This window comes from Bacteroides sp. B1-V-101 (assembly GCF_023656585.1).
In the GTDB taxonomy this organism is placed as follows: domain Bacteria; phylum Bacteroidota; class Bacteroidia; order Bacteroidales; family Bacteroidaceae; genus Bacteroides; species Bacteroides thetaiotaomicron.
Genome location: NZ_JAMOKH010000029.1, coordinates 33,807 through 58,612, shown reverse-complemented (window position 1 = coordinate 58,612; position 24,806 = coordinate 33,807). Strand labels below are relative to the sequence as shown.

Annotated in this window: 9 protein-coding genes; 3 read left to right on the top strand and 6 right to left on the bottom strand. The window is 45.3% G+C overall.

Translation table 11 applies throughout. The features are described 5' to 3' along the window. Positions 1-11: 11 nt before the first annotated feature. The gene (locus NBH01_RS18910; protein ID WP_055300347.1) at positions 12-2,267 is read left to right on the top strand and encodes a GH92 family glycosyl hydrolase; all 2,256 of its coding nucleotides are present in this window, start codon (positions 12-14) and stop codon (positions 2,265-2,267) included. Between the two features lie 216 nt (positions 2,268-2,483). Further along, positions 2,484-5,051: a hypothetical protein gene (locus NBH01_RS18905; protein WP_055300302.1), complete on the top strand. Its 2,568-nt coding sequence runs from the start codon at positions 2,484-2,486 to the stop codon at positions 5,049-5,051. A gap of 901 nt (positions 5,052-5,952) precedes the next feature. Here NBH01_RS18905 and NBH01_RS18900 read toward each other — a convergent pair. The 5 genes from NBH01_RS18900 to NBH01_RS18880 are packed head-to-tail and all read right to left on the bottom strand — an operon-like array spanning position 5,953 to position 16,501. Next, complete coding sequence (locus NBH01_RS18900) at positions 5,953-8,100, bottom strand: BACON domain-containing protein (RefSeq protein ID WP_250700222.1); 2,148 nt, start codon at positions 8,098-8,100, stop codon at positions 5,953-5,955. A gap of 2 nt (positions 8,101-8,102) precedes the next feature. Beyond that, positions 8,103-9,383 carry a glycoside hydrolase family 71/99 protein gene (locus tag NBH01_RS18895; protein WP_195381102.1) on the bottom strand — a complete coding sequence of 427 codons (1,281 nt, stop codon included), beginning with the start codon at positions 9,381-9,383 and terminating at the stop codon, positions 8,103-8,105. Between the two features lie 21 nt (positions 9,384-9,404). Then, positions 9,405-11,411: a SusD/RagB family nutrient-binding outer membrane lipoprotein gene (locus NBH01_RS18890; RefSeq protein ID WP_118307528.1), complete on the bottom strand. Its 2,007-nt coding sequence runs from the start codon at positions 11,409-11,411 to the stop codon at positions 9,405-9,407. Positions 11,412-11,422: 11 nt separating this feature from the next. Next, positions 11,423-14,728, bottom strand: coding sequence for a SusC/RagA family TonB-linked outer membrane protein (locus NBH01_RS18885; RefSeq protein WP_225680742.1), 3,306 nt, complete (start codon positions 14,726-14,728; stop codon positions 11,423-11,425). 36 nt (positions 14,729-14,764) lie between these two features. Then, a complete protein-coding gene (locus NBH01_RS18880) occupies positions 14,765-16,501 on the bottom strand; it encodes a DUF5010 domain-containing protein (RefSeq protein ID WP_225680744.1) in 1,737 nt (578 codons plus the stop codon). A 797-nt stretch (positions 16,502-17,298) separates the two neighbouring features. Between NBH01_RS18880 and NBH01_RS18875 the strand changes: the two genes are divergently transcribed. Further along, entirely contained in the window at positions 17,299-20,994 is a 3,696-nt protein-coding gene (locus tag NBH01_RS18875) for a glycoside hydrolase family 2 TIM barrel-domain containing protein (RefSeq protein ID WP_225679017.1), read from the top strand. 632 nt (positions 20,995-21,626) lie between these two features. Here NBH01_RS18875 and NBH01_RS18870 read toward each other — a convergent pair. Continuing rightward, positions 21,627-24,686 carry a glycoside hydrolase family 95 protein gene (locus NBH01_RS18870; protein WP_250700221.1) on the bottom strand — a complete coding sequence of 1,020 codons (3,060 nt, stop codon included), beginning with the start codon at positions 24,684-24,686 and terminating at the stop codon, positions 21,627-21,629. Positions 24,687-24,806: the final 120 nt, after the last annotated feature.

Below are 24,806 nucleotides of genomic sequence, written 5' to 3'. Positions count from 1 at the left end.
ATAAACAAATGATGAAACTTACACACATTTTAGCCTCGGCGGCTATCATTTCAACGCTGAGTGCATGTAACGGTAGCCTGCAAACAGCGGATCGGACCCCGGTCGATTACGTCAACCCGTATATCGGCAACATCAGCCATCTGCTGGTTCCCACGTTCCCCACCATCCAGTTACCCAACAGTATGCTTCGTGTTTACCCGGAACGTGCCGATTACACCTCCGAACTGCTGAAGGGGCTTCCATTGATCGTCACCAACCACCGGGAACGTTCTGCATTCAATTTCAGTCCCTATCAGGGAGAAAAGCTGCGTCCGGTCATAACGTATAACTATGACAACGAGCACATTACTCCTTATTCTTTCGATGTGGAACTGGATGACAACCGTATGAAAGCGGAATATGCGCTTTCCCATCAGTCGGCTATCTACCGGATAACGTATGAGGCAGACAAACCGGCTTATCTCATCGTAAACTCCCGCAATGGCTCTATTCACGCCAACGAGAACTTCATCAGCGGTCGCCAGCAACTAAATGACAACACCAATGTCTATGTATATATAGAAGCACAGGAGAAGCCGATAAGCGCCGGCATCCTCGAAAACGGCACTATTGAAACAAGCAAGGATAATGCCGAAGGCGCAAATGCCTGTGCGGCATGGCGCTTTGCCGATGGAACCACAACGGTCAACCTCCGCTACGGTATTTCTTTCATCAGCGAGGAACAGGCCGAAAAGAACCTGCACCGCGAATTAAAAGACTATAACATCAAAGCACTGGCAGAAGCGGGACGCCAAATCTGGAACGAAACGTTGGGACGTATCCAAGTAGAAGGAGGAACGGAAGATGACAAAACCGTATTCTACTCTTCTTTCTACCGTACCTTCGAACGTCCCATCTGCATGAGCGAAGACGGCCGTTACTTCAGCGCCTTCGATGGAAAGGTACACGAAGACAACGGTACTCCTTTCTACACCGACGACTGGATTTGGGACACTTACCGTGCCGCACATCCTCTCCGCACACTGATCGACCAACAAAAGGAAGAAGACATCATCGCATCCTACCTGCGCATGGCGGAACAAATGGGCAATATGTGGATGCCTACTTTCCCCGAAGTAACAGGTGACACACGTCGCATGAACTCCAATCATGCCGTTGCCACGGTAGCCGACGCACTGGCCAAAGGGTTGAAAGTAGACACGGCAAAAGCCTACGAGGCTTGCCGGAAAGGGATTGAAGAAAAGACGCTCGCCCCGTGGTCGGGAGCACCGGCCGGCTGGCTGGACAATTTCTACCGTGAAAACGGTTATATCCCCGCTCTCCGTGTAGATGAACCGGAAAACGACCCGAACGTACATCCTTTCGAGAAGCGCCAGCCTGTCGCTGTCACTCTGGGAACCAGCTACGACCAGTGGTGTCTCTCCCGTATCGCCCAAGCTCTGAACAAGAAGGAAGAAGCCGAATACTATCTGAAATGTTCGTATAACTACCGGAATCTCTACAATAAAGAAACCGCTTTCTTCCATCCGAAAGATAAGGAAGGACAATGGATTGAGCCATTCGACTACCGTTTCCCCGGAGGCATGGGAGCCCGTGAGTATTATGGAGAAAACAACGGCTGGGTTTACCGCTGGGACGTGCCACACAATGTAGCCGACCTCATCAGCCTTATGGGAGGAAACGAGCAGTTCATCGCCAACCTTGACCGCACTTTCACCGAACCGCTGGGACGGAGCAAATATGCATTCTACGCAAAACTGCCCGACCATACGGGTAATGTAGGCCAATTCTCGATGGCGAACGAACCGTCTCTGCACGTCCCTTATCTTTATAACTATGCCGGACAGCCGTGGAAAACACAGAAGCGCATCCGTCAAATGCTGAAAACATGGTTCCGCAATGACCTGATGGGTATTCCGGGAGATGAGGACGGCGGAGGTATGACGTCATTTGTGGTCTTCTCTTCCCTGGGCTTCTACCCTGTCACTCCGGGATTGCCGGCCTACACCATCGGAAGTCCGCTTTTCACAGATGCCAAGATTACACTCAGCAACGGAGCCGTATTTGAAATCGAAGCCAAGAACGCTTCCGATGACAACAAATACATCCAGTCCGCCACACTGAATGGCAAAGAATGGAACAAATCATGGTTCAGCCATGATGACCTGATGAACGGTGGCAAGCTAGTATTGGTAATGGGCAGCAAACCCAACAAGGCATGGGCCAGCGGAGCAGAGGATGTTCCTCCATCATTAGAAATCAAGTAGCTATATTCTAGCGATTAAACGCAAGAGGGTTGTCGAAGAATCATCGAAATAACATCTGATTCTTCGACAATACCTCTTGTCATATTCCCCGGATGTCGGCTATCATATACGAGTATTCCAACACTTTGGTTATATAAAATAAGTCCCCGATTCTTATGAATATCATATTGTTTTTCGTACTTTTGCCACATAGGAACAGATTCAAGTAGAAGTACTATGAAATATCAACTGCAATTATTGATTTTTATCCTGCTTTGCCTGGCGGGCAGACTGGATGCGTCTCCTTTATATGATTACGGACTTTATCTTAAGTCTCATGCCGTACCGGCACCGGAAAGGTCTACCTTATATTTGGATGACAACCAACCTTTCTCCGTAAAAAACGACTTAACCATTTCTTTTCAGATATATATACGTGCCAATGAAGCCGACTATGGCTCCATTCTTCATCTGAAGACAGACAAAGGCCAGATAATACGCTTTTCGTTTGTTGCAGGCGAGCAAAACCATGCTCCCGCTTTAATGCTCAATGATGAGATTATCATCATTGACAAACCCATAGAACTGGAAAAATGGATCAATGTCTCGCTGAATCTGCGTCAGAAAGACAATGTGATCGAAATAGAATACGACAAAAAAAAGATGTCGTCCACCTTCCCCCTGCAAGAAACAAACAGCGTAACGATTACATTCGGCCAGATGCTAGGCTATCAGGCGGAAGTAGCCCCTGTCAACTTAAGGGATATCAACATCATACAGGACGGCAAACTGACAAGAGAATGGAAATTATGGAAACATAACGACAACCTCTGTTATGACGAAAAAGAGGGAGCCGTTGCACGTGCTGTCCAGCCTCTCTGGCTGATAGACAACCATATCGAATGGAAAACAATCAATAAGATCACTACTTCCAGCAGAGTAGGCATAGCATTCGACGCCCGTTGCGCCTTATTCTATGTAGTCAGTCCCGAATCGGTGAAAGTGCTGGACGAAGACGGAAGACTCAAACAAGAGACTGCCGTACGCGGAGGATATCCTGCCGTAGAATATCCCAACCACCTGCTGTATGATACGCTGAGCAATGCACTGGTATCTTACTCACTGACAGAAAACATCATCTCCCGCTTTTCGTTCGACGACGGAAAATGGAGCAACGAAATACGGAATACCAAAGAGGCCAACAACTATAACCATGCCAAAGCATTTAATCCCGCCGACTCCTCATTCTACTTTTTCGGCGGATATGGCTTCTATAAATACCGTAATGACCTGTTCCGCATGAAGTCCGGCAGTGAAATTATGGAGCAAATTAAATATGATCATCCTCTTTATCCCCGCTATTCGGCTGCTATGGCAGTAGTGGGCGACGAACTATATATCTTTGGAGGCAAAGGAAACAAATATGGTAAACAGGAATTGAGTACCCATTACTACCTCGGCCTGTATGCCATCAATTTAAAAAGTAAACAGTCCCGCACCATCTGGGAGAAAAAAGATGATAACAAGGAAACCATCATGGCTTCCTCCATGTACTTCGAACCGGCAGACAGTTCTTTCTATGCCGTATCTACGGACAACGGGGGAACATTGTGGAAGATTTCCATGAAAAGCCCCGTTTATACAGAAGTTTCAAAACCGATCAATAACAGGCTGGACTACCAGGACTGCGATTTTAACCTTTACTATTCGCCGACTCACAGGAAACTGTTCCTTGTGCTGGACAAGATACTGAACAATCGTACGCACGATATAAAGATCTATTCCATCAATATGCCTTTAGTCAACGAGATAGATATCCGGCAGTCGGTGGATGAAATGGGCTCCGGCAAATGGTGGAATCTGCTGTATGTCATCGGTGTCCTAGCAATATTAGGTTGCGGTGCCTGGCTGTTCTATCGTTCAAGAAGCAAACGTCAGCCAATCCAATCGTCCGCAATCTCAAAAGAAACACTTCAATCGGTTACGGCTCCAAAAGTCATCTCAGAGAATCAGGAGAAAGTTACTCCGACAATGCCGGAACAAGAAAACGAGCCCGCATCGAAAGAGATAGTCCACTACTACGACCGTAGCCGTTCCTCCATCTCATTGCTGGGCTGTTTCAATGTACGCGATAAAGAGGGAAATGATATCACCGCCAATTTCACTCCCCGTCTGAAGCACTTGCTTATTTTGCTGATATTATATACGGAAAAGAATCCGAACGGTATCCTGACCTCCAAAACAACGGGAATCCTATGGCCGGATAAGGAAGAGACGGCTGCCCGCAACAACCGTAACGTAAATTTACGCAAACTGCGGGTATTACTGGAGAGTATCGGTGATGTAGAAGTCGTGACGGAAAACAACTTCATGCACATAAAATGGGGCGAGAACGTATTCTGCGACTATCGCGAAGTACTTGCACGCATCCAGCAATTCAAGGAGAAAGAAAACAGCGAGTTACTCAACCGGATCCTGGAACTTCTGTTGTATGGACCATTGTTGCCCAACACCATTCTCGATTGGTTGGATGACTTCAAAGAAACATACTCCAGCCACTCCATCGACTTGTTGAAGGATCTGTTTGAAATCGAAAAGCAACGTAATCATCCGGACATGATTCTCCGCCTGGCAGACATCATGTTCCTGCATGACCCACTGAATGAAGAAGCATTGGCCGCCAAATGCGCTGTGTTCTCCGCACAGGGAAAGAAAGGGATTGCACGAAATCTGTATGACCGTTTCTGCAAGGAGTATCGGGACTCGATGGGAGAAGATTATAAAACACCATTCGCCGATTTATAACTATATAGCTTTACTTCTTTCCTGCAAAGGAATGAACTAAACAGTAGTACACAATAGTAACTCAACTCTCCTCCTTCGGGAAGGAGGAGTGGTCGAAGACCGAGGTGGTAGGAGAAATAATATTTATACCTATTTCTTTGTAAATGATAGGATTACGTATTCACCTACCACCTCCCCCTACGGGTACTCCTCCTTCCCGAAGGAGGAGAATTGAAGATAGAACCGACTATCATTTAGTTCAAAACCGTACGGGAATGAGCTAAACTGTATGAATGGATAATCAGATGTACGAAAGAAGCATGGAGGACTTGACAAACCGCTTTCTATGTTGTATATTTGTAAGTAGAAATCGGAAGAAAATTTGATAACATTGATAATATAGACGAAAAATGAGCGATAATAAGTATAATATAATAACAGATTACAGGCATTTCCACTTCGGATAATGCTTGTCAGATAGTCTGATACAAGCTAAGGGTTGCGATTCTTTATGGGAATTGCAGCCCTTTTTGTTGCTTTAAATTAATATTTATCACTAAAATAACGATGTCCAAGTTTATAATAAACTTGGGGGACGTTTATAATAAACGATGAAGGAATTTATTAATAAACGATTGGAAGTTACTGCATAATCGGTCAATATCTTTCGTATAGATATGGATGCTGACCTTGAAAAGTTCTTTATCCTTTAAATAAGTAAATGAATTATTGCGACAATGATTCTTTTCTTTTTTTATGTCATAGGACTAAAAACCTCACTGTACCATTACGAATAAATCGACAAGGAAACAATGCATGACTTTACTACTGACTCAAAAGAAAAGCGGACTATCAGTCGGCGGGAAGATTCCCGCCATTGATAGTCCGCTCTTTTTATAGTATATACCTACTTGACTCTATATCAATTGGATTCTCCCATGATAGTAGTGGCAGATGATCCCCAAGTAAAGTTGCTCTTCAATGCCGAATTGGACTTCAAGTACGGTTGCTGAACCTTCGGTCCCTTCGTCCATTCTTCCGATTCGGATGTCAATGTATTCAACAGGTCTTGGAAGTGCATGGAAACTACATGTTTCGGGTCCGGATTCTTGTAATATTCCAGATATTCCATCGGTACATATACCGTGCTCGGCCATGTCTTAAAGACAGTACACCAGGTTGTCGGTTGGGTAGCACCTTCGTCGGCATCACTACGGGCAACTTCCTTACACTGGAACGGTAATGACTTTAAGTGCAAAGTCTTGAGTGCCGTCACATTATCAAAGATGTATCCGTAAACATAAGTCATGGTACTCGGGAACCAAGCTTCATTTACTACTGAGTTACCGAACGCGTGACGACCGATATAAGTCGGACCTTCGTTCACCACTACCGTTCTCAGCTTGGTACAGTTACGACAAGCTTCTCTCGGTACGTATTGCAATCCTGTCGGGAATGAAATATTCTCCAGAAGGTTACATCCGTTGAATACACCATTCTTCAGCGTTTCATTCTCCACTTCCGTCATATCCAGAGTTTTCAGGTTGTAGCCCTTACCCGCTGTCATCATGTTCTTCAGTAAGTTCAAATCGGTATCGTTGAGTCTGCCCTTCAATTCCAGGCTAGTGATGGATTCCCAATCTTTATAGATTTCGTCATCAATAAGACCCTGCAATACATTCGTCAAACCTCCCGGAGCCGGAATTTCAATCTGAGTGGCCGCAGCCTGACGGATAACCATATAGTCTTTCTTGTTTTCATAACCCTTGCGATAGATGTAAACGGTAGCCTGACGTTCTCTCAGTACCTTATTCACATCGTACGTGAAGATGACACGTTCGGGCATCGAGTTGTTTGCCATGTGCAGCCAACCATTCTCTGCCGTATAGCCACTTTCTTCCGGATATACGATATCCACCAAAATCTCGTTCTTCGGATCGGTCAACGTAGACTGTACGCTATACTTCACGGTAGCGGCACTGCCCAGCTTATCCAAACTTGTTCTGAAATCGCTCTTGTTGGTAATAACCAGTTCCACATCGCTTGCCTGAGCCTGAGTCACGGTAAACTCTTCTCTCACCTTCTTATCGGCAGCGGCACAAAGCGCGATCGTTGCCGTACGTTCGCCACCGGTATTTTCTTTCACGGAAACGAGGAAGGTAGAATCGCCCTTGGCGTCTATAGCAGGCTTAAACGAAATCCAATCCTGATCGTTCTTATCAATATCAATCGTCAAATCCCTTGGTCCGTTGGTATTGGTTGCCTTATATTTCAACAGAATCGAATCTTCTTTCGATGCCAGGTTAGTGAACATTTCCTTGTTATCGACCGTAATGACAGGTTTGGGCAGACCGGTCTGGAAGATATTCATCGTAGCCTTTACATTATCATTATCTTTCGAAGAGATTTCAATGGTACCTCTACGAATATCAAACTTCTGATTCGGCAACACCTTAAAGTACAGTGTATGGTTCTCCATCGCACGTGTCTCCGGTTCACCTGCGGGGCGTTCGTCCGTCGGCATGATCCAGCCCGTGTCACCGGAATAGAGGAAACTGGTTTTATACTCTCCTGTGTTAATTCCAAACTCTACGGAAATAATATGCTCACCGGCATCCAGGTTTTCGTAGGCCTTCGGGTCGGTGATTACCACCGCATCCTTCTGTGCCTGATAGATAACGAAATCAAACTTAAAGCCACCGGACACGAGAGAAAAATTAGCACGGCGTGCATCCGGTTCCACATTTTCGGCTGCAGCTACCCATACTTTGTTGCCTTCGCTGGCCGTTCCTTCGCGTTCAAACAGCACTACCCAGCTATTATCCACACCTTCCGAATCATCCAGTACGATATGCCAATCCTGATTGGCATTGAATGTCAGTACTTGAGCGGAATTTCCCGCAGAAGAAAAACTGAAGGTGGACGCTTCGTTCACGATCTCCAATTTAGGCTCTAGCGGCGTCACCACTTCCGGACCGGTTTCATCGTCACCACATGCAGTCAGTAACGATGCCACCAAACATCCGGTCAAGCCGATATATTTCCAATTGATAAAATTTATCGCTTTCATGCTTATTTCACTTTAAATTCTTCTTTTACAATATTAAGGTATTTCATACCGTATCCATTCCCGTAATTCGGGTCAGTCGGTTCGATAGCCTGATCCACATTCCAACGGTTAAAAGAATCGATGATGACCATCGGACGCTTTCCCAAGTTCATCTTGGCAACATTACACATCTTACGGAACATATCTTCATCCTTAAATACCACAGGGAAGTTATAGAACTGAGTTCCATCACCATCTATCCACTGATTGAACGAAGGTGAAACGCTAGGTACGAAGTCTACTCCGTAATTAGCCCACTCATATTCGCGGTTGTACTTAAAGTTCTGGTCGATACACTGCGGATAGCAGGTAGGACGGAACCAGTCGGTCTGATTGTACATATTATCCATGTACACAGCATCCACTTTTCCGCTCAGGAAGAAGTTATGCCAGCGTGCGGGAGGTGTCCAGCGTTCCTGACGTGCTAAGATATAGATCTCCAGCCCATTGCCATTGCCGTCTTTTACATTTTCACGTACTCTTTCACGGATCGTATTATAAAGTTTCTCAGAATCGCGTGCATACAACTTATCAGCATTCCAGACAACAATCATCGGTTTGCCGTCTACAGTATAGTAAAGATCGTTGTTCGTACAGAAACGGCTTGTCAGGTTGACAAAAAAGCTATAAAGTTGCTCACAACGTGCAGAGACACCATTTTCATCGGCATCGTCTTCTATCATGGCGGTGTTGTTAAGTCCGTTTGCGAAGTTATTCATATCCATAGAAACCGCATAACGCAAACCTCCCCATTCGATACCTTCCGAGTTGGGATTCAGTCCCGCCATATAGTTCACGAAATTCACGTTACCTTCGTTCAGCAAATCTCCCTTACTGGTATCCAGACCGATGTTCGGCAAAATAAGGAAATTGATACCGGCATTATTTGCCCAGATAAGGTGCTGCTGAATCAAATCGGCTGTTTCGGCTTTATTGATATCCATCGAATAACGTCCCAGCACCGGACGCACATTCGGACAAAGCTGTGGATACTGTCCGCCTTGATTATATTCACCAATCAACCGCGCATACTTCTTTTCATCCACACCCGTACTACCCAAGTTCCAATAAATGGCTCCTACCGGAATATCGCTGCTCGGTCTGATTTGCGGAATCTCATAGTTCAAGAAATGATCATCGATGGAAGGACCGTCATCTGTCGGTGAACATGCCGATCCGGCCACCAGTCCCAACGTCAGGCATATTGCAAGACCTGTCTTATTAAAAATCTTATACTTTTTCATTTTTCAGTCATTACTTAATTACTACTTTTCTACCTTATAAACTAAAAGTGTAGCTTCTATCAAGAAGTTATAAGCCTTGTCCAAAGCCTCTTCGGCATCCTTGATACCGGTCAGCTCACGGGCATTCTTCAAGAACTCTTCATAAGTCTGTCCATACTTCTTGGCTTGGAAATCCATGTTGAACTGTACATAATCAATATTCTCCCAGCTGGCTATCATCTCTTCCTGATTAGGTACAGGTTTTGCGAACTGAAGCATCGTGAAGATATTGTCTCCCCAACGGGCGGCATTAGGCTTCGGACTATTCTTCTGTAACAAATCGATAGCTCTGTAATAAGCCTCTGCATTTGTCTGACGTTCCGCATCCGGGAAGTAAAGGCGTTCGGGCCAGCCGTAGTACATATTTCCGCCTTCTTCATAAGCCTGAGATCCGTTCAGGAACAGAGGCGGAAGGTTCAATGCACGTGTGCGGCGTTCCATACGCCAGGCAGACATTCCATCCAGAAAGTCGGCAAACCAGCGTTGTTTGTAGATTTGTTCCAGTTGTCCGTCCTTACCGTCTGCTCCGTTGATGTCGGCAGTCATCAGTTTACGGGTATCATAGAATCCTTTATGACTGGTTCCCCAGGCGATTCCTTCCTGAGCCATATAGGCAGCAGCAGAAGCAGACAAGCCGTTCTCTTCGAATGAAGCACGGATGCCTTCTTCATAATAGGTCTGTGCATCCTTGGATCCCAAGTCGAACTTCACTTTCGCCTCAGCGCAGAGGAAACAAGCATCTGCCCAGCGCAGCAAAGGCATCGTAGCGTCCATTGCATAATATCTCGGGTTGATGTAGCATCTGTTGTCTTCGTTCATTGACAACGGATCAGGGATTTCTCTTGTACCATTCGGGTCGGTCGGGTCGATCGGTCTTCTCCAGCCGAACGGTGTACGGGCGCCCGGATTGTCCGGTGTAGGCACGTATGGAATGGAGTAACGTACACGCAATGAATCACGCACTTCATATCCATCTATCATCCATTGCAGGTGTTCCTGCTGATCGCTGGCAGAACAACCGCTCACATCACAGTCGTGTGAACGAGTCAGCACATCCGTCATACGATAAGGCTGGCGTTCGGGCCAATAAACGTTGGAGCCGTCAAAGTAAGTCTCCATACGCGGATCGTTGTATGAGAACAGGTAAATGGCGAAATATTCGTTCATGGAAGGGATCAGCCCCCAGTTTGCTTTCGTCTGAATTTCTTCTTTATACAAACGAGTGTAATACCAGGAACAGTCTTTGTCGATCACCGTTCCATATTTGGGAGCAAACGCATCGTCCAGAGAGCTGAACAGCCATTCTTCATGTCCCATAGATTTCGCAGCATATTCGCGTGCTTTCTCTTCGCTGATGTTCTGGATGTTCATGGCTATTTCCAGGCGTAATGTATTAGCCAGTTTACGCCATTTCTGTACATCTCCGTTATAAACAGGGTCTTTCAAAATCTTATCAGTGGATGATTCGTCGAACTCATCGACTGCCTGATCCAGCCAACCCAAAATGGAATAGTAAGCATCGGCTTCCGAATCATAGTCAAAGATACGTTTGTCCGTTCCTCCGTCCATACCGGCATGGCTCAGTCCGACCGGACCATAGAGTGACAGTAACTGGTAGTAAGTGAATGCTTTCCATGTCTTTACAACAGCCAGACTGTTAGGCAAAGAGCCATCATCGTATGCTTTTGCCAACTCTTCCAGGTCGCGCAGAATCTCTACATAAAACTTACGGTAGAATCCGTCTCCCCTTTCGTTCCACGGTGTCTGGAAAGCGACGTTAGTAATGTAACGTGAATAACTCCACATACGGTTATTATTCAATTCACTGATCGCATTCATTGTTTTGTAAACCGTACCGGGGAAAATACTCTGCAGATTTACCTCATACAATTTGTTCGGGTCCGAGTTGATGGTTTCGAAACCGTCCGTACACCCCACGGCAGTCGATGCCAGCAGGAGTAACGGTAATATTTTGTTTTTCAATTTCATGCTTTACGAATTTAAAAAGAAACTTTAATATCAAATCCATAGGTTGCGGAAGGCAGGTTGAAACCACGTTCGAAACCTTGTGCATTTCCTGTTGTACTCGTTGCCTGCGGATCAAGCCCGTGCGGTGTATTGGCAAACAAGGTAGCAATGTTTCGTCCGACAGCCGCCACACGGAATGTCTGGAACGGAGTCTTTCTCAGCCATTTTTTCGGTAAATCGTAGCTGACAGTGATTTCACGCAACTTCACATAAGAAGCATCGTAGATGAAACGGGAAATATCACGAGAGGTATAGTGCATCCAATAGCGTTCGGGGGTACAATAACCCAATACTTGTTGTCCTGCCAGCCCTTCTACGTCTTCGTCATAACGGCAGTTAGGAAGAACTACCCCTTTAGGACGTCCCCAGTCAGGATAAATCTGCCCGTTTGCGGTCGGTGTGTTGGCGTTCTGAGGACGCATGAAGCCATATCGTTCTTCGTCCGACTCACCCAAAATTTTTCTGGAGAAGAAATCCGCGTCACGACCTTCCAATGACTTGACGGATTGTCCGTCTACAGAACTTTGGATGGATGTCTGTGAGAAGAACTTACCACCCTTCTGGAAGTCGAACATAACAGAGAAGGAGAAATTACCCAAACGGAACACGTTGTTCCAGCCACCTCGCCAGTCAGCCTGTACACAGCCTAAATATTCATAGTCCTGTCCTTCTTTCGGTGACCCGTCGAGCTGACAAAGGATGTATCCTTCGGCATCGCGCTTAAATGTCTTCGCATAGATAGCACCGTAAGGCTTGCCTACTTCCGCATAAGACTTCACGTTGTACACACCGCTACCAATCTGTATCTTGTCGATACCTTCGGGCAATGATTCTACCATGGAATTGTTCTTTGACCAGTTGAAAATGGTTTTCCACTCAAAGTTCTTCACTTTCACCGGCACACCGCTCACGGAGATTTCCCAACCCTTGTTGGAGATTTTACCGGAGTTGATGATTACACGCTGGTAATTGGATAAATAAGAAAGTTCCGACTCGACAATCTGATCACGAGTGTATTTGTCATAGTAAGTAACATCTGCTGTCAGGCGTCCGTCCAGCAAACGAACTTCCGCACCGATTTCTTTTGAGATGGTTGTTTCCGGTTTCAAGTTCGGATTCTTGCGTACGGCGTCACCCTGGAACCACGCCATGTCATTACGGAACAATCCTCCGTAACTGTAACTGTTAATCAAACGGTCGAAACCGGCATCGTTACCCACGCGAGCAATAGATCCGCGCAACTTGGCGAATGAGAATGTCTTGCTCTTCAGCTTGGGGAAGATTTCCGTCAACACGGCACTGGCACTACCGGAAGCATAGAAGTAAGAATTGTTGGCTTTCGGCAAAGAACTTGACCAGTCGTTACGGAAAGTTCCGTCTACAAACAAACCATGATATCCCAAAGACAACATACCGAATACGGACTGCTTCTCTTTCGCGTTCACACTTTCCGTCCCACTCAATATTGAGGCATTGTTGGACAATGACTTCACATCCGGAGCTGCCAGTTGAGAAACCTGATTCCAGAGTTTATACCAGTCATTCTTTTGCATAGAAGTACCCAAGTTAGCACTGAGGTTGACCTTCTTGATATTGCGGTTATAAGAAATAACTCCTTCATAGTTGTAGTTGTTGGAGGCCTCACGGAAAGTTTCGTACTGTCCGTCGATATCCCACATGGTATAATAATTGTCGAACTTCCAACCGTTCTTGTTTGCCTTTTCTACACTGGCACGCAAACGGATATTCATTCCCTGAATCGGTTTGATATTAAGAGTCAGGTTACCACGGAAGTTATTACGGCCGTCACCATTGCTGATTTCGTTCAGCAGCCAGTAAGGATTGTAGAATCCGTTACCACGCGTGAAGGCTTCACCTGTCTCGCGCTTCCACGGCAGTAATTCCTCCATAACGACGTCACGCGGCATATTCATGATGGCACGCATCGGGTTACGGTTACTGTCACCTTTATAATCACGGTTATCGGCTGTTTCCAACTGATAGTTAACGGAGATTTCACTGGACAGCCATTTAGCCAGATCCATATTCACACGCAGGTCAAATGTGTGACGCTTCATGTTATCAAAGTTCTTCAGCATTCCGTCGTAGTCGATACCCGTATAGTTGAAACGGATACCTGCTCCATTGAACACCTTATTGACCGAAACACTATGAGTCATGGCTACACCCATTTCGTACATATCCGTGATACCATCCTTATTAGGTACATAAGAACGTATCTGATTATTACGTCCCACCAGGTCAAAGCCTAACATCGGCAGCCCCCATGAGCGTTGGTTCGGATTCGCCCAGTTAAATACAAAAATACCATAAGGCAGGCTGGGGTCATAAGCATACCCGTTCTTTGAGTTGGAACCATAATAGTTGAATCCGTCACCCACACCGGCAGCCGGAAGGCTGGCCGAACCATAAACATTCTGATAGGCAGGAAATTCACGCAAGAAAGTAAACTGCATATTGTAGCCATAAGAAACACCGAGTCCGGATTTCTTGGTAGCTTTACGGGTAGTGATCAGAATAACGCCATTGGCAGCATCAGATCCATACAAGGCAGCCGCATTGGCACCTTTCAAAACTTCGATTGATTCAATATCGTCCGGGCTGATAGCAGAAGCAGGATTACCATAGTCCAAGTCTCCATCTTCTCCCATCGGGTTCATGATGGGCACACCGTCAATTACGTACAACGGCTGGTTATTTCCGGTCAGGGAGTTGTTACCACGAATCTCCACACGGGTAGAAGACAACGGACCGCCATTCGAAATAAAATTAACGCCCGAAACTTTACCGCTCAGACTATTCAATAAGTTCGGGTCACGTGTATCCAGCAGAGATTCCGTGTCAATGGACTGACGGGCATATCCCAACGATTTGGATTCACGGCTGATACCCAATGCCGTAACCACGACATCGTTCAGTTCTTTGACATCCTCACTTAGAACGATGCGCAGCAGATCATTGTTTTTCAAGGTAGCCAGTCTGATAGTCTTTACAGCATAGCCTATGAATCTTACATTCAGAATAGCATCTTTCGGCACATTGTTCAAGGTAAATTGTCCCTCCATATTTGTCGCAGTAGCTAAGTTTTGGTTTCCAACCACCGTAATATTAGCACCTGGAAGCGGATCACCAAACTCGTCAACAACGACTCCAGTGACCTTTCGGTTTTGCGCCGAAAGTGAAAGTGCGAAGAACGTGAGCAATACCATCAGGCACGTCCCTATCCTCCAGCTTCTTTTCAGATAAAGTTTCTCCATATTAGCTTAAGTTTATAATTAATAAATTTGTTCTTTTCATTTTTCTACAATGATGGTGAAGTAGTTCAAATCAGGTTTGCCCGCCACAATGTTCAGCACAGTACGGCGCCAGCCATTCACATCGCTCTTCATGGTGAAAGCGTCCACAGTAACCCATTCGCCTCCGGTAGCAGGAAGTTCTACGACAGGACCTTGTCTTCTTTTCGTGCCTTCGCCAAAGTCAAAACGGATTTTAGCATCTTCTTTGGCAGCATAACATACCTTGACTGTGATATCTCCGGCAGCATAAGGCAGTTCTTTCCATTCCATCCACTCACCCGCCTCTGTGCTGGTGACATACCATTCGGTGTTCTTATCCGGAGCCACACCGGCTATTTTGGCAACATCCAGACTTCCGGTACGGTATTGATTACCGCTATTCTTAGCAGACACATCGAAGAAGTAATCGCAGGCCTCCATTTCTACACGGAATGATTCGGCCCATGCCCGGCTACTGCTGTATTTACGGAGAATGTTCAGACGCTGGTTGGGAAAGTCATAGTAAATGTTATCGGTACTTCTCCAATAGGCGGCATTCTCGGCCATATCGGTAAAACCTTCCAGGAAGACCAGATCAGCATTCTTCGCAACCATATCGTCCAAAGCATCCGTTAAACGTTTGCCGTGATCTGCATCAAAAAACATACGGGTACCCGATTTATCATTGGTATAGAAAGCCGGAACAGCCACACCTACAGTTTTTCCATTGAAGGTACGTACCGTCCAGGAACTACGGGTGGGAGCCTGCTCAGAGGCAATAAACCAATCGTTCAGTGATTCTACGACTGATTCGTCCACCTCTTTATCACGGTCCTGAAAGGCTCTGTCGGCACAAATAAAGAGATCTTCGCCATAAGCAGACTTGAAGTCAGCATGAATCTTGTTCAGAATGGCCTTTAATTTGCCTTTACAGTCAATTTTCTTGTTGCCCAATGCAGCATAGTCTACATTAAGGAAACCGTTGATGCTCCACAAAAACAGGACAGGTTTGCCGTCTATGCGAAGAAGATACTTGTTATTGGCTTTATTCTCGCCATAAAAGTTATCGAAGGCCAGTTTTATATTGTAATCCCATATATACTTATATATATCGTCCAAATTGTCCAGCGGATACATCACCTCTTCATCGGTCAGTCCCTTGTTTTGCTGAGTTTCCGCACTAATGAATGTAGCATAGGTCTGATACAAGTCAAAATTGCGGGCAGCCGCCCAGGAAGCCGGACAGTCATCGAAGATGGCGATCTTCAGATTTTCTTCATTCCGACGCTGTAAAGCAGCAACGAAGTCTTTGATACGGGTAGGATCGCCATGATCTCTGTCATAAGCAGGATCAGTGTCCGCCTTCGGCAAGCGTCCGCGGCAATTGGGAGCTACATAATCCAAACCACTATACACCATCTCTTCTACCAAGTTATCCCACCACTCTGTTTCCGTAGCACCAAAAGACTTCACTTCGAAAAGCGGCTTATTATAAAAGGTAGTAGAACTAGTCCCGCCACTGGCAGCATCTTCTCCATTGCGGAGATTCTTCTGATAGCTGAACAGCGCCCCCATCAAAAAACTATGTTCGGGAATATTACTCTCTACCGCAGGAGCAGGAAGTATGAACGTCCCTTCTGTCGGTATAACCGGGTCCGGATTAGTATCAGGAACAATAGTATTGTCCTCATCAGAACAGCTAACAATCATGGAAGCTAATACAAGCCCCATCGTGATTTTCAAATAATTTTTCACGGTCTCTTTTTTATATTATACATTTGCTATTTGTTACACCTCGAAAACACCCTTTTTATCTATTATTTAAGAAAGCGTCGACTGAACAAACTTAATATTTAAGGTTATTTTTGAGTTCTGATGCAAAGTAACAAGAGCCTGCTTAAGATTTTTTATAAAATACGATTAAACTCTGATTAATTTCTAATTAATTTTAAAACTAATACTATCTTCTTATAATTTTTCGCAATCTTAGGTATTAATTTCAGGAAAAGGGGGAAGTTTTATATCCTGTAGTATGCTGTCCACACCCTATTTCTTTATCTAAATGAGTATTCACTTCCTGCAAAAAGAAGAATATTTCAAGTAGAAAGGCTAAAAAGGTAAATAAGGCAAATACTATACAAACATAACACAAATTAGGAGATATCCAATTAGTGACTTATCCGATTATATAAGATGTGGATTTTTAGTATTACAATGGCGTTATTCCTGATAGATTTTCAAAGCGCTCCCCATGATATAAGCTTTAAGTTGTACTATTCCCTATTTCTCATATAATATAAGTTTCCTATATAATAAGGAATAACAGGAATATTTATAACTACAGCTAACTTTTATCCCCTCTTCAGCATACTTATTTGCATAAATTCTACATTTAAGGGATATTTAATAATCAATTAAGCGAAAATTAAGCTCTCACTTAACTATCTGTCTCTATATTTGCCACATCATTTTTCGTGATCAACCCGTGAATTACAGTCTTTGCCAAATCATAAACTTAAATACAATGAACTTTAAAACTACAAAATCATATCATGAAACAAATTAGCAAAGTATTTTTAGCTTGCGCCTGTAGCCTGTCCGGTCTGACAACGCAAGCCCAAGATCAAACCGTATGGAGCAATGATTTCTCCAATGCCTCCCAACCACTGAATATGGTGGGACGTGGTGTCTGTCGAGTGAACGACGGAGTATTTCATTCGCGCAGCGCTTATGCCCTTTTCGGCAATCCTGAGTGGAAAGATTATACCCTGTCCTTCAAGGCACGTGCCCCGAAAGACGCCGAACAGGTACAGATATGGGCAGGCTTCCGTACACATAACCGTTTTGACCGTTATGTGGTAGGTATCAAAGGCGGGTTGCAAGACGATCTCTACTTGATGCGTACCGGATATATGGGTACAGACGAATTCATGGGAGTCCGTCCGCTGGGCTTTCACCCCGTGCCGGGAGAGTGGTACAAAGTGAAAGTGGAAGTATGCGGTAACCGTATCCGGGTTTTTGTAAACGACGAAAAGCTTCCTCACATTGATTTGGAGGACAAAAACAGCAACCTGGCTCCTACCGGTGAAGTAGCACTGGGAGGCGGATGGATAGATACGGAATTTGATGACCTCACTGTCACCCCATTGGCAGAAGACGCTCTCAAAGATGTCAAGGTTCAGGAGTATCGTATGGCACTCACCACACAGGAAAAGGAAAAGATACGCCGCGAAGAGCGGGCGCAATACACCTCGGTCAAACTGGATAAACTAACTGCCGACCGCACCGAACTATCGCTGGACGGAAACTGGCTGTTCATGCCCGACTACCAACTGAACGATAAGACGAAGGCCATCTCCATGCAGACTAACGACAACGACTGGCATATAATGCCTGTTCCCGCTTTCTGGAACCCTATCCGTATCTGGCTGCATGGAGAAACCATGCCATCGCCCACCGGTCCGCAACATAAAGGGGTATCGGACACTTACTACCAACAAGAAACCGACCGATGCGAGAACTATACGTTCAACTACCGGAAAACCGGTGCTGCCTGGTATCGCCAATGGCTGGAACTGCCCGCCGACGTGAAGGGAAAACAGCTGACTCTTTCATTCGACGCCGTATCCAAAATGGCGGAAGTATATATTAATGGCGAATCGGCAGGTTCCAACATCGGTATGTTCGGTGATTTCCAAGTAGACGCCACCCGATTCCTGCGTCCGGGACGCAACCTGATCGCAGTAAAAGTGACACGTGACATCAACGGAAAAGCCGCACAAACCAGTGACGCCATGGAAAACTACTATTCGTCAGTACGCAAGGAAGTGGAGGATAACCAAAACGACCAACAGGCCAACAAAGCCGTATTGACAGACATCCCTCATGGATTCTATGGTGATAACCCTGCCGGTATATGGCAGCCCGTGAAACTCATTGTCAGCAACCCGCTGAAAGTAGAAGATATCTTTATCAAGCCGGCTCTGGACGGTGCATCAATAGATGTCACCATCAAAAATCATGCGCCCAAAAAGAAAAACTTCGATATCCGTGTAGATATTATAGACAAACAGACGGGGGAAACACTGTACGGTGCACCTGTACGTAGCAAACTCTCATTAGCGACAAGCGCACAAGAAACATTTACCTGTGATATCAAAGGACTGAAACCCAAACTTTGGGAACCTGCCACTCCTAATCTTTATAATTTTCGCGTGAGCCTGACGGAAGGAAAAAACAAAGTGACGGACTGCATCACCGTAACTTCGGGTTTCCGCACGTTTGAAAGCAAAGATGGATTCCTTTATCTGAACGGCCGCAAATATTGGCTGCGTGGAGGTAACCATATTCCTTTTGCGCTCTGTCCCAATGATTCGCTCCTTGCAGACAAGTTCATGAAGCTAATGAAAGAAGGGAATGTACAGTCTACCCGGACACATACCACCCCCTGGAACGAACTTTGGGTGTCGGCAGCAGACCGCAACGGTATCGCTATCAGCTTTGAGGGCACTTGGTCGTGGCTCATGATACACTCCACCCCGATACCGGACAAAGGCGTGCTCGATCTTTGGAGCAGTGAATGGCTGCGCGTGATGAAAAAGTACAGAAATCATCCTTCCATATTCTTCTGGACTGTGAACAATGAAATGAAGTTCTACGATCTGGATGCCGACACGGAACGTGCCAAGCAAAAATTCCGCATCGTATCCGATGTGGTGAAAGATATGAGAAAGACTGACCCTACACGTCCTGTATGTTTCGACTCCAACTATCTCCACAACAAAGCTAGCAAACGCTTTGGTGATGACTTTCTGAAAACAGTTGATGACGGAGATATTGATGACAACCATGCCTACTATAATTGGTATGACTATTCGGTATTCCGCTTCTTCAACGGAGAATTCCAGAAACAATTCAAGACTCCCGGACGCCCGTTGATCAGCCAGGAAATGAGTACGGGTTATCCGAATGCTGAAACCGGTCATCCGACCCGCTCTTATCAGCTGATTCATCAGAATCCCTATTCATTAATCGGATATGAAGCATATGACTGGGGGAATCCCGCCAGTTTCCTGAATACACAATCGTTCATCACAGGAGAGTTGGCCGAAACCCTCCGCCGTACCAACGAACAGGCTTCGGGTATCATGCACTTTGCCTATATGACTTGGTTCCGCCAATGCTATGATCACCGGAATATACAACCGTATCCCACTTATTACGCTATGCAACGTGCTATGCAGCCCGTACTTGTCAGTGCGGAACTGTGGGGACGCAATCTTTATGCAGGTGAGAAGTTACATACACGTATCTACGTAGTGAATGACAATGAAGAAGGACGTGACTTGAAGCCTATGTCACTGGCATGGAGCATTGTAGACGAAACCAATAAGGTACTGGCTTCCGGCACGGAACAATTTCCGGCAGTGGAATATTATGGTCGTAAATACATCGAACCGAACATCCATATGCCTTCCAATTTACCGGCAGACAAGGTTAATGTAAAACTGAAACTCACTCTCACCGAAAGCGGAGTCACTTTATCGCAGAATGAATACGGATTATTACTGGCACGCAAGGAATGGAATATCGGTCAAGTAACAGCCAGCAAGAAGATTCTTTTACTGGATAAGGATCATATGAAAGCTACCCTTGACTTCCTGAACATCGCCTGCCAGACAGTACCGTCTATCAAGGAACTACTGAATGCCAAGCAAAAAGCTAATCTCTGCATTATATCGGGCTTGAAAGAATGTACCGATGAAGAAGCAAGATTACTGCGTGAATATCAGTCAAAAGGCGGTCGGATTCTCTTCCTGAACAGCAAAGAGGCAGCACAAAAAGTCTATCCCGAATATATCACCGGATGGATTATTCCCACCGAGGGAGACATTGTGGTGATGGAACGGGATGATGCCCCTGTATTCGACGGAATCGGTGCATTGGAATTACGCTATTTCAATAACAACAAGCGTGAAATTCCACTAGCCTGCACCGCTACATTGAAAGCTGTCCGCCATGAGAATGTGAAGGAACTCGCCGCCCAAATGAAGATCCATGCTTATATCGACGGTGGTAAGCCGGAGGAACGTATCGCACGTATCGAATCTATGCGCGGACTGACGCTGCTACAGATAGCCGACAATAAAGGAAAGTCTCTCGTTTCAACCTTATGTACAGAGAAGGCAACCACTGATCCGATAGCAGGTAAACTGCTGGTAAACATGGTGAATGAATTATTGAAATAGGTATGTAATTGATATCATTGAGTGGAGTTTTTCCATTCTTCCTGCCCGTCTTCCCATTAGAGGAGACGGGCAGTTTTGTTTTTAATTATAATCGAAGTTATTAGCAAAGATGTTCTTACAACTGCAATCTCTGAGTTAATTCACAAAAGATAAGAAATAATAAAAACTTCCCAATTCAGTAGAATTCTTAGTGTCTTCATTGAGAACTGACTAAAAAGTCGGTAGTATCCACATTCTCCTCCTTCGGGAAGGAGGAGTGGTCGAAGACCGAGGTGGTAGGTAAAATGATGTGTATTCCTAATTTTATTGTAAATGAAATAGGAGTGCATTCACCTACCACCTCCCCCTACGGGTACTCCTCCTTCCCGAAGAGAGTTAAGATACTACCGACTTTTAGTCACCTCCATTGTAGATACTACCGCTTTTTCAGTCAACCTCAATGAAGATAGTTTCGACTTTTAATCAAACCAAAGAACAAGCCTTATCCAAACTATTCACATCTTTATTCTATTGAACATAGATTCAAACCAAAAGGCAACTGATTCATTGCGAATCAATTGCCTTTTGGTTTCAGTCGTTAATAGTTGTCCCTGGACAGACTACATTACCTCCTTATACACTTAGTTTTCTCTTTATAAAGAAGATACGTTTTTAATAATATACGTTTTACCCTTCACAGTAGCAAAAGAGATTTGATCATCAGCAAGTACCTTTACCTTTGCTCCAGAAACGTTCAGCTCCTTTGCATTCGGATATTTAATCACACATTCCGCACTGGAATTAGAAAGAATCTCTATAGCTGTTATCTTCCCGTCAGTCCATGCCGCATCTACTTCAAAGTTTCCTCTCGCTTTCATTCCTTTGAATGAGCCATTTTTCCATGCATCGGGCAAAGCGGGAAGCAATTCGATATATCCGCCCTGACTTTGCATCAGCATTTCTGCGATACCGGCCGTACAACCAAAGTTACCATCGATTTGGAAAGGCGGATGCGCATCAAACAAATTAGTATATACACCGCCTACATGGCTTCCGGGAACAGTCAGTTTCATGGCACTTCTCAACAGTTTATGAGAGCGGTTGCCGTCATGCAGACGTGCCCAGAAGTTCAGTTTCCATGCTTTGCTCCACCCGGTTCCTTCATCGCCGCGTGTATTCAGCGTCACTTTCATGGCATCTGCATATTTATCGTCCTGTTCGCTTCTTCCGATTACAATCTGCGAACCCGGATGCAACCAGAAAAGATGATTCGTATGCCTGTGTCCGCCATCTCCGGTAACATCCTTCGTCACTTCATCTTTCCATTCCATAAACTGCCCGCCCAAACCGATTTTCGGTCCGGAGAGTTTGCTCATAGCTGTTGCTATCTCTATGATTTCAGGGTCTTTGTCCCTTCCCAGTTCTTTGCTGGCTTTGATCATCATGTCGAACATTTCACAAATCATAGCCTGCGAAGTTGAACAGCCCAGTGAGAACTCACCATGTTCGGGAGAGTGGGACGGGTTTGCTACCAGTGTACCGTCGCGTTCGTCTGTCCAAAGATTGTCTACCCAGAAAAGAGCAGCATCGAGCATCGTATCATAATACTTTTTCAAGAAGTCTTTATCAAGGTTAAACTGATAATACTCCCAGATATCCTGACACATCCATATTGCCCCTGCCGGAAAATGATGGGGTGTACTTTTCTTGGCAGGAGCCGTATTGCCCCAAATATTATTCTCATGATGCGTCACCCAGCCGCGAACATTGCCACCATCGGGTTTGCAATAATATTGTTGCGCTGTATACTTTCCACGAGGCACCAGACTTCTGACATACTCTACCATAGGCAGATGACACGGACTCAGATTGGTAGGCTGTGTCGGCCAATAATTCATCTGTATATTGATATTCGTATGGTAATCGGCATTCCACGGATTGGAAAGCCTTTCACCCCATACTCCCTGCAAGTTGGCGGGCAAAGAACCTTCTCGTGAAGAAGATATCAAAAGATAACGGCCAAACTGGAAATACAGCATTTCAAGATACTGGTTTTCCTGTTCCGAGTTGGTATTCTCGTCCATACCTTTCAGCAAACTGTCCGTAGGGGCAACAGGTGCCTCCGGCAAGTTACCGAGATTCAGTCGCATTCTGTCGTATAACGAATGATAGTCTTTCTGGTGGGTAGCCAACAGAGCCGTGTACTTCTTATCAGCTACTTTATGCAGCGTAGCCTGCACTTTTTCCAACGGATCTTCTTGAGAGAAATAATTGTAGGAGTCGTCCATACACTGTACATAGTTTGTGGCGGCAGACATCAGAACGATTATTTCATCGGCATCCTCTACTTTCAGCTTCGTTCCGTCCACTACCGAAATCTTTCCTCCTTTATTCTTCACGACCAGTTGCTGCGCATATTTCAGTCCATTCTTCCAGGCATCCCCTACCCGCTTGTCTCCGCTGACCGGAGTCGGATATCCCGTCATGGTAATAGTATGACCGTCTGCCGTAATGGTTTTATCGGTATGCAGCGATTCAAGAGAAATGATGCGTGAAAGTTTGCCCTTCTTCGAATTTGAGGTGAGACGCATCACCATTACATTATCGGGATAACTCATAAAGTATTCGCGCTTAAAGGTGATTCCATTCTCCTTATACATCACCGTATGAATCGCATTATCTATATCGAGCGTACGGGTATAGTCGGAATAAGGCAGTTCGGTAGAGGCATCTATCGAGAGTTCCGCCAATTGCGGTTTCTGTTTATTATCGATTAATTCTGTGATTTCGAGTTTGAAGAAGGTGTATTTGTCCGTCTTCAAAGGAAAAGACAGGGTCTTATTGCGGCTTCCCTTTCCGTCCTTATCATCCCCCCAAAAAGTACCGGACTGCTGATCCAGCAAGTCGTATGATTTTCCGTCTGCCGAACCATAGAGCTTCCATGATTTCGGATCTCTGCCCGGCATATCATTGGCGGAGGTCAGGCTATAGGAAACAGCCTTGGGAGCATGGGTATATGCCCACTTGATAACGCATGGCAGGCTTCCAAAGCTAGAGAACCGGTCGTTATCGGCAAACCATTTGCTGGTAGTGCTCTGATCGAAAAGACTGCCTATCGACTGACTTTGATTCTTTGTATTGTCATAATTGGTCTGCACTGCTTCTTTTATCAAGACGGGGATACCCGGATTGACAGTCTCTACAATGATATTGCTCAATGTCTGGAAAGAACCGAAATGCTCCTTCGTTCCAGCCAGATTATCAATCAGATTCCGCAATTCTGTGCCGTCACCGTCTCCATCGTAGTTATGGGTAATCAGCTTTCCATTTTCATCTATATATGCAGAACGGTTTGCCGTAAAGTCGTTCATCTTCTGTTGCAACATCACCCGTGCCTTGTGGAGATAATCCTTGTTCACTTCCGGAGTTCTCAGATGTCCTCCATTGTAAGACGGATCTTCACCGGGGCCTCCCGACCACAAGGTATGTTCGTTTGTCTGGATGACATCTACGTAGACGTCACCAAAAATCATGGCTCCCATATAACCGTTACCGATAGGCAGAGCTTCACTTTCCCAGTTTTTGGCAGGCTTATTATAAGTTGCCTTCAAGGTCGGCTGATAAGGCTGTTCGGAGCAAGCCGTCATCGTAGTTCCTGCCACAAAGCTAAGTAGAAATAATACATCTGCAAAACGCAAATACTTGTTTCTCATAATACTAAATTTTAAGAAGTAATGCCTTAAGATTGCCCCATACTGTGTCACGCTTGTGCCACCCTATTGGCACAACTGTGCCAAAGGCTTGGCATAACAGTGCCAGTGCGGTGGCACAAC

What these genes read in the sequence shown, in the direction of transcription:
- NBH01_RS18910 (WP_055300347.1), top strand. Translation starts at nt 12, where the DNA reads ATGAAACTTACACACATTTTAGCCTCGGCGGCTATCATTTCAACGCTG.
- NBH01_RS18905 (WP_055300302.1), top strand. Translation starts at nt 2,484, where the DNA reads ATGAAATATCAACTGCAATTATTGATTTTTATCCTGCTTTGCCTGGCG.
- NBH01_RS18900 (WP_250700222.1), bottom strand. Translation starts at nt 8,100, where the DNA reads ATGAAAGCGATAAATTTTATCAATTGGAAATATATCGGCTTGACCGGA.
- NBH01_RS18895 (WP_195381102.1), bottom strand. Translation starts at nt 9,383, where the DNA reads ATGAAAAAGTATAAGATTTTTAATAAGACAGGTCTTGCAATATGCCTG.
- NBH01_RS18890 (WP_118307528.1), bottom strand. Translation starts at nt 11,411, where the DNA reads ATGAAATTGAAAAACAAAATATTACCGTTACTCCTGCTGGCATCGACT.
- NBH01_RS18885 (WP_225680742.1), bottom strand. Translation starts at nt 14,728, where the DNA reads ATGGAGAAACTTTATCTGAAAAGAAGCTGGAGGATAGGGACGTGCCTG.
- NBH01_RS18875 (WP_225679017.1), top strand. Translation starts at nt 17,299, where the DNA reads ATGAAACAAATTAGCAAAGTATTTTTAGCTTGCGCCTGTAGCCTGTCC.
- NBH01_RS18870 (WP_250700221.1), bottom strand. Translation starts at nt 24,686, where the DNA reads ATGAGAAACAAGTATTTGCGTTTTGCAGATGTATTATTTCTACTTAGC.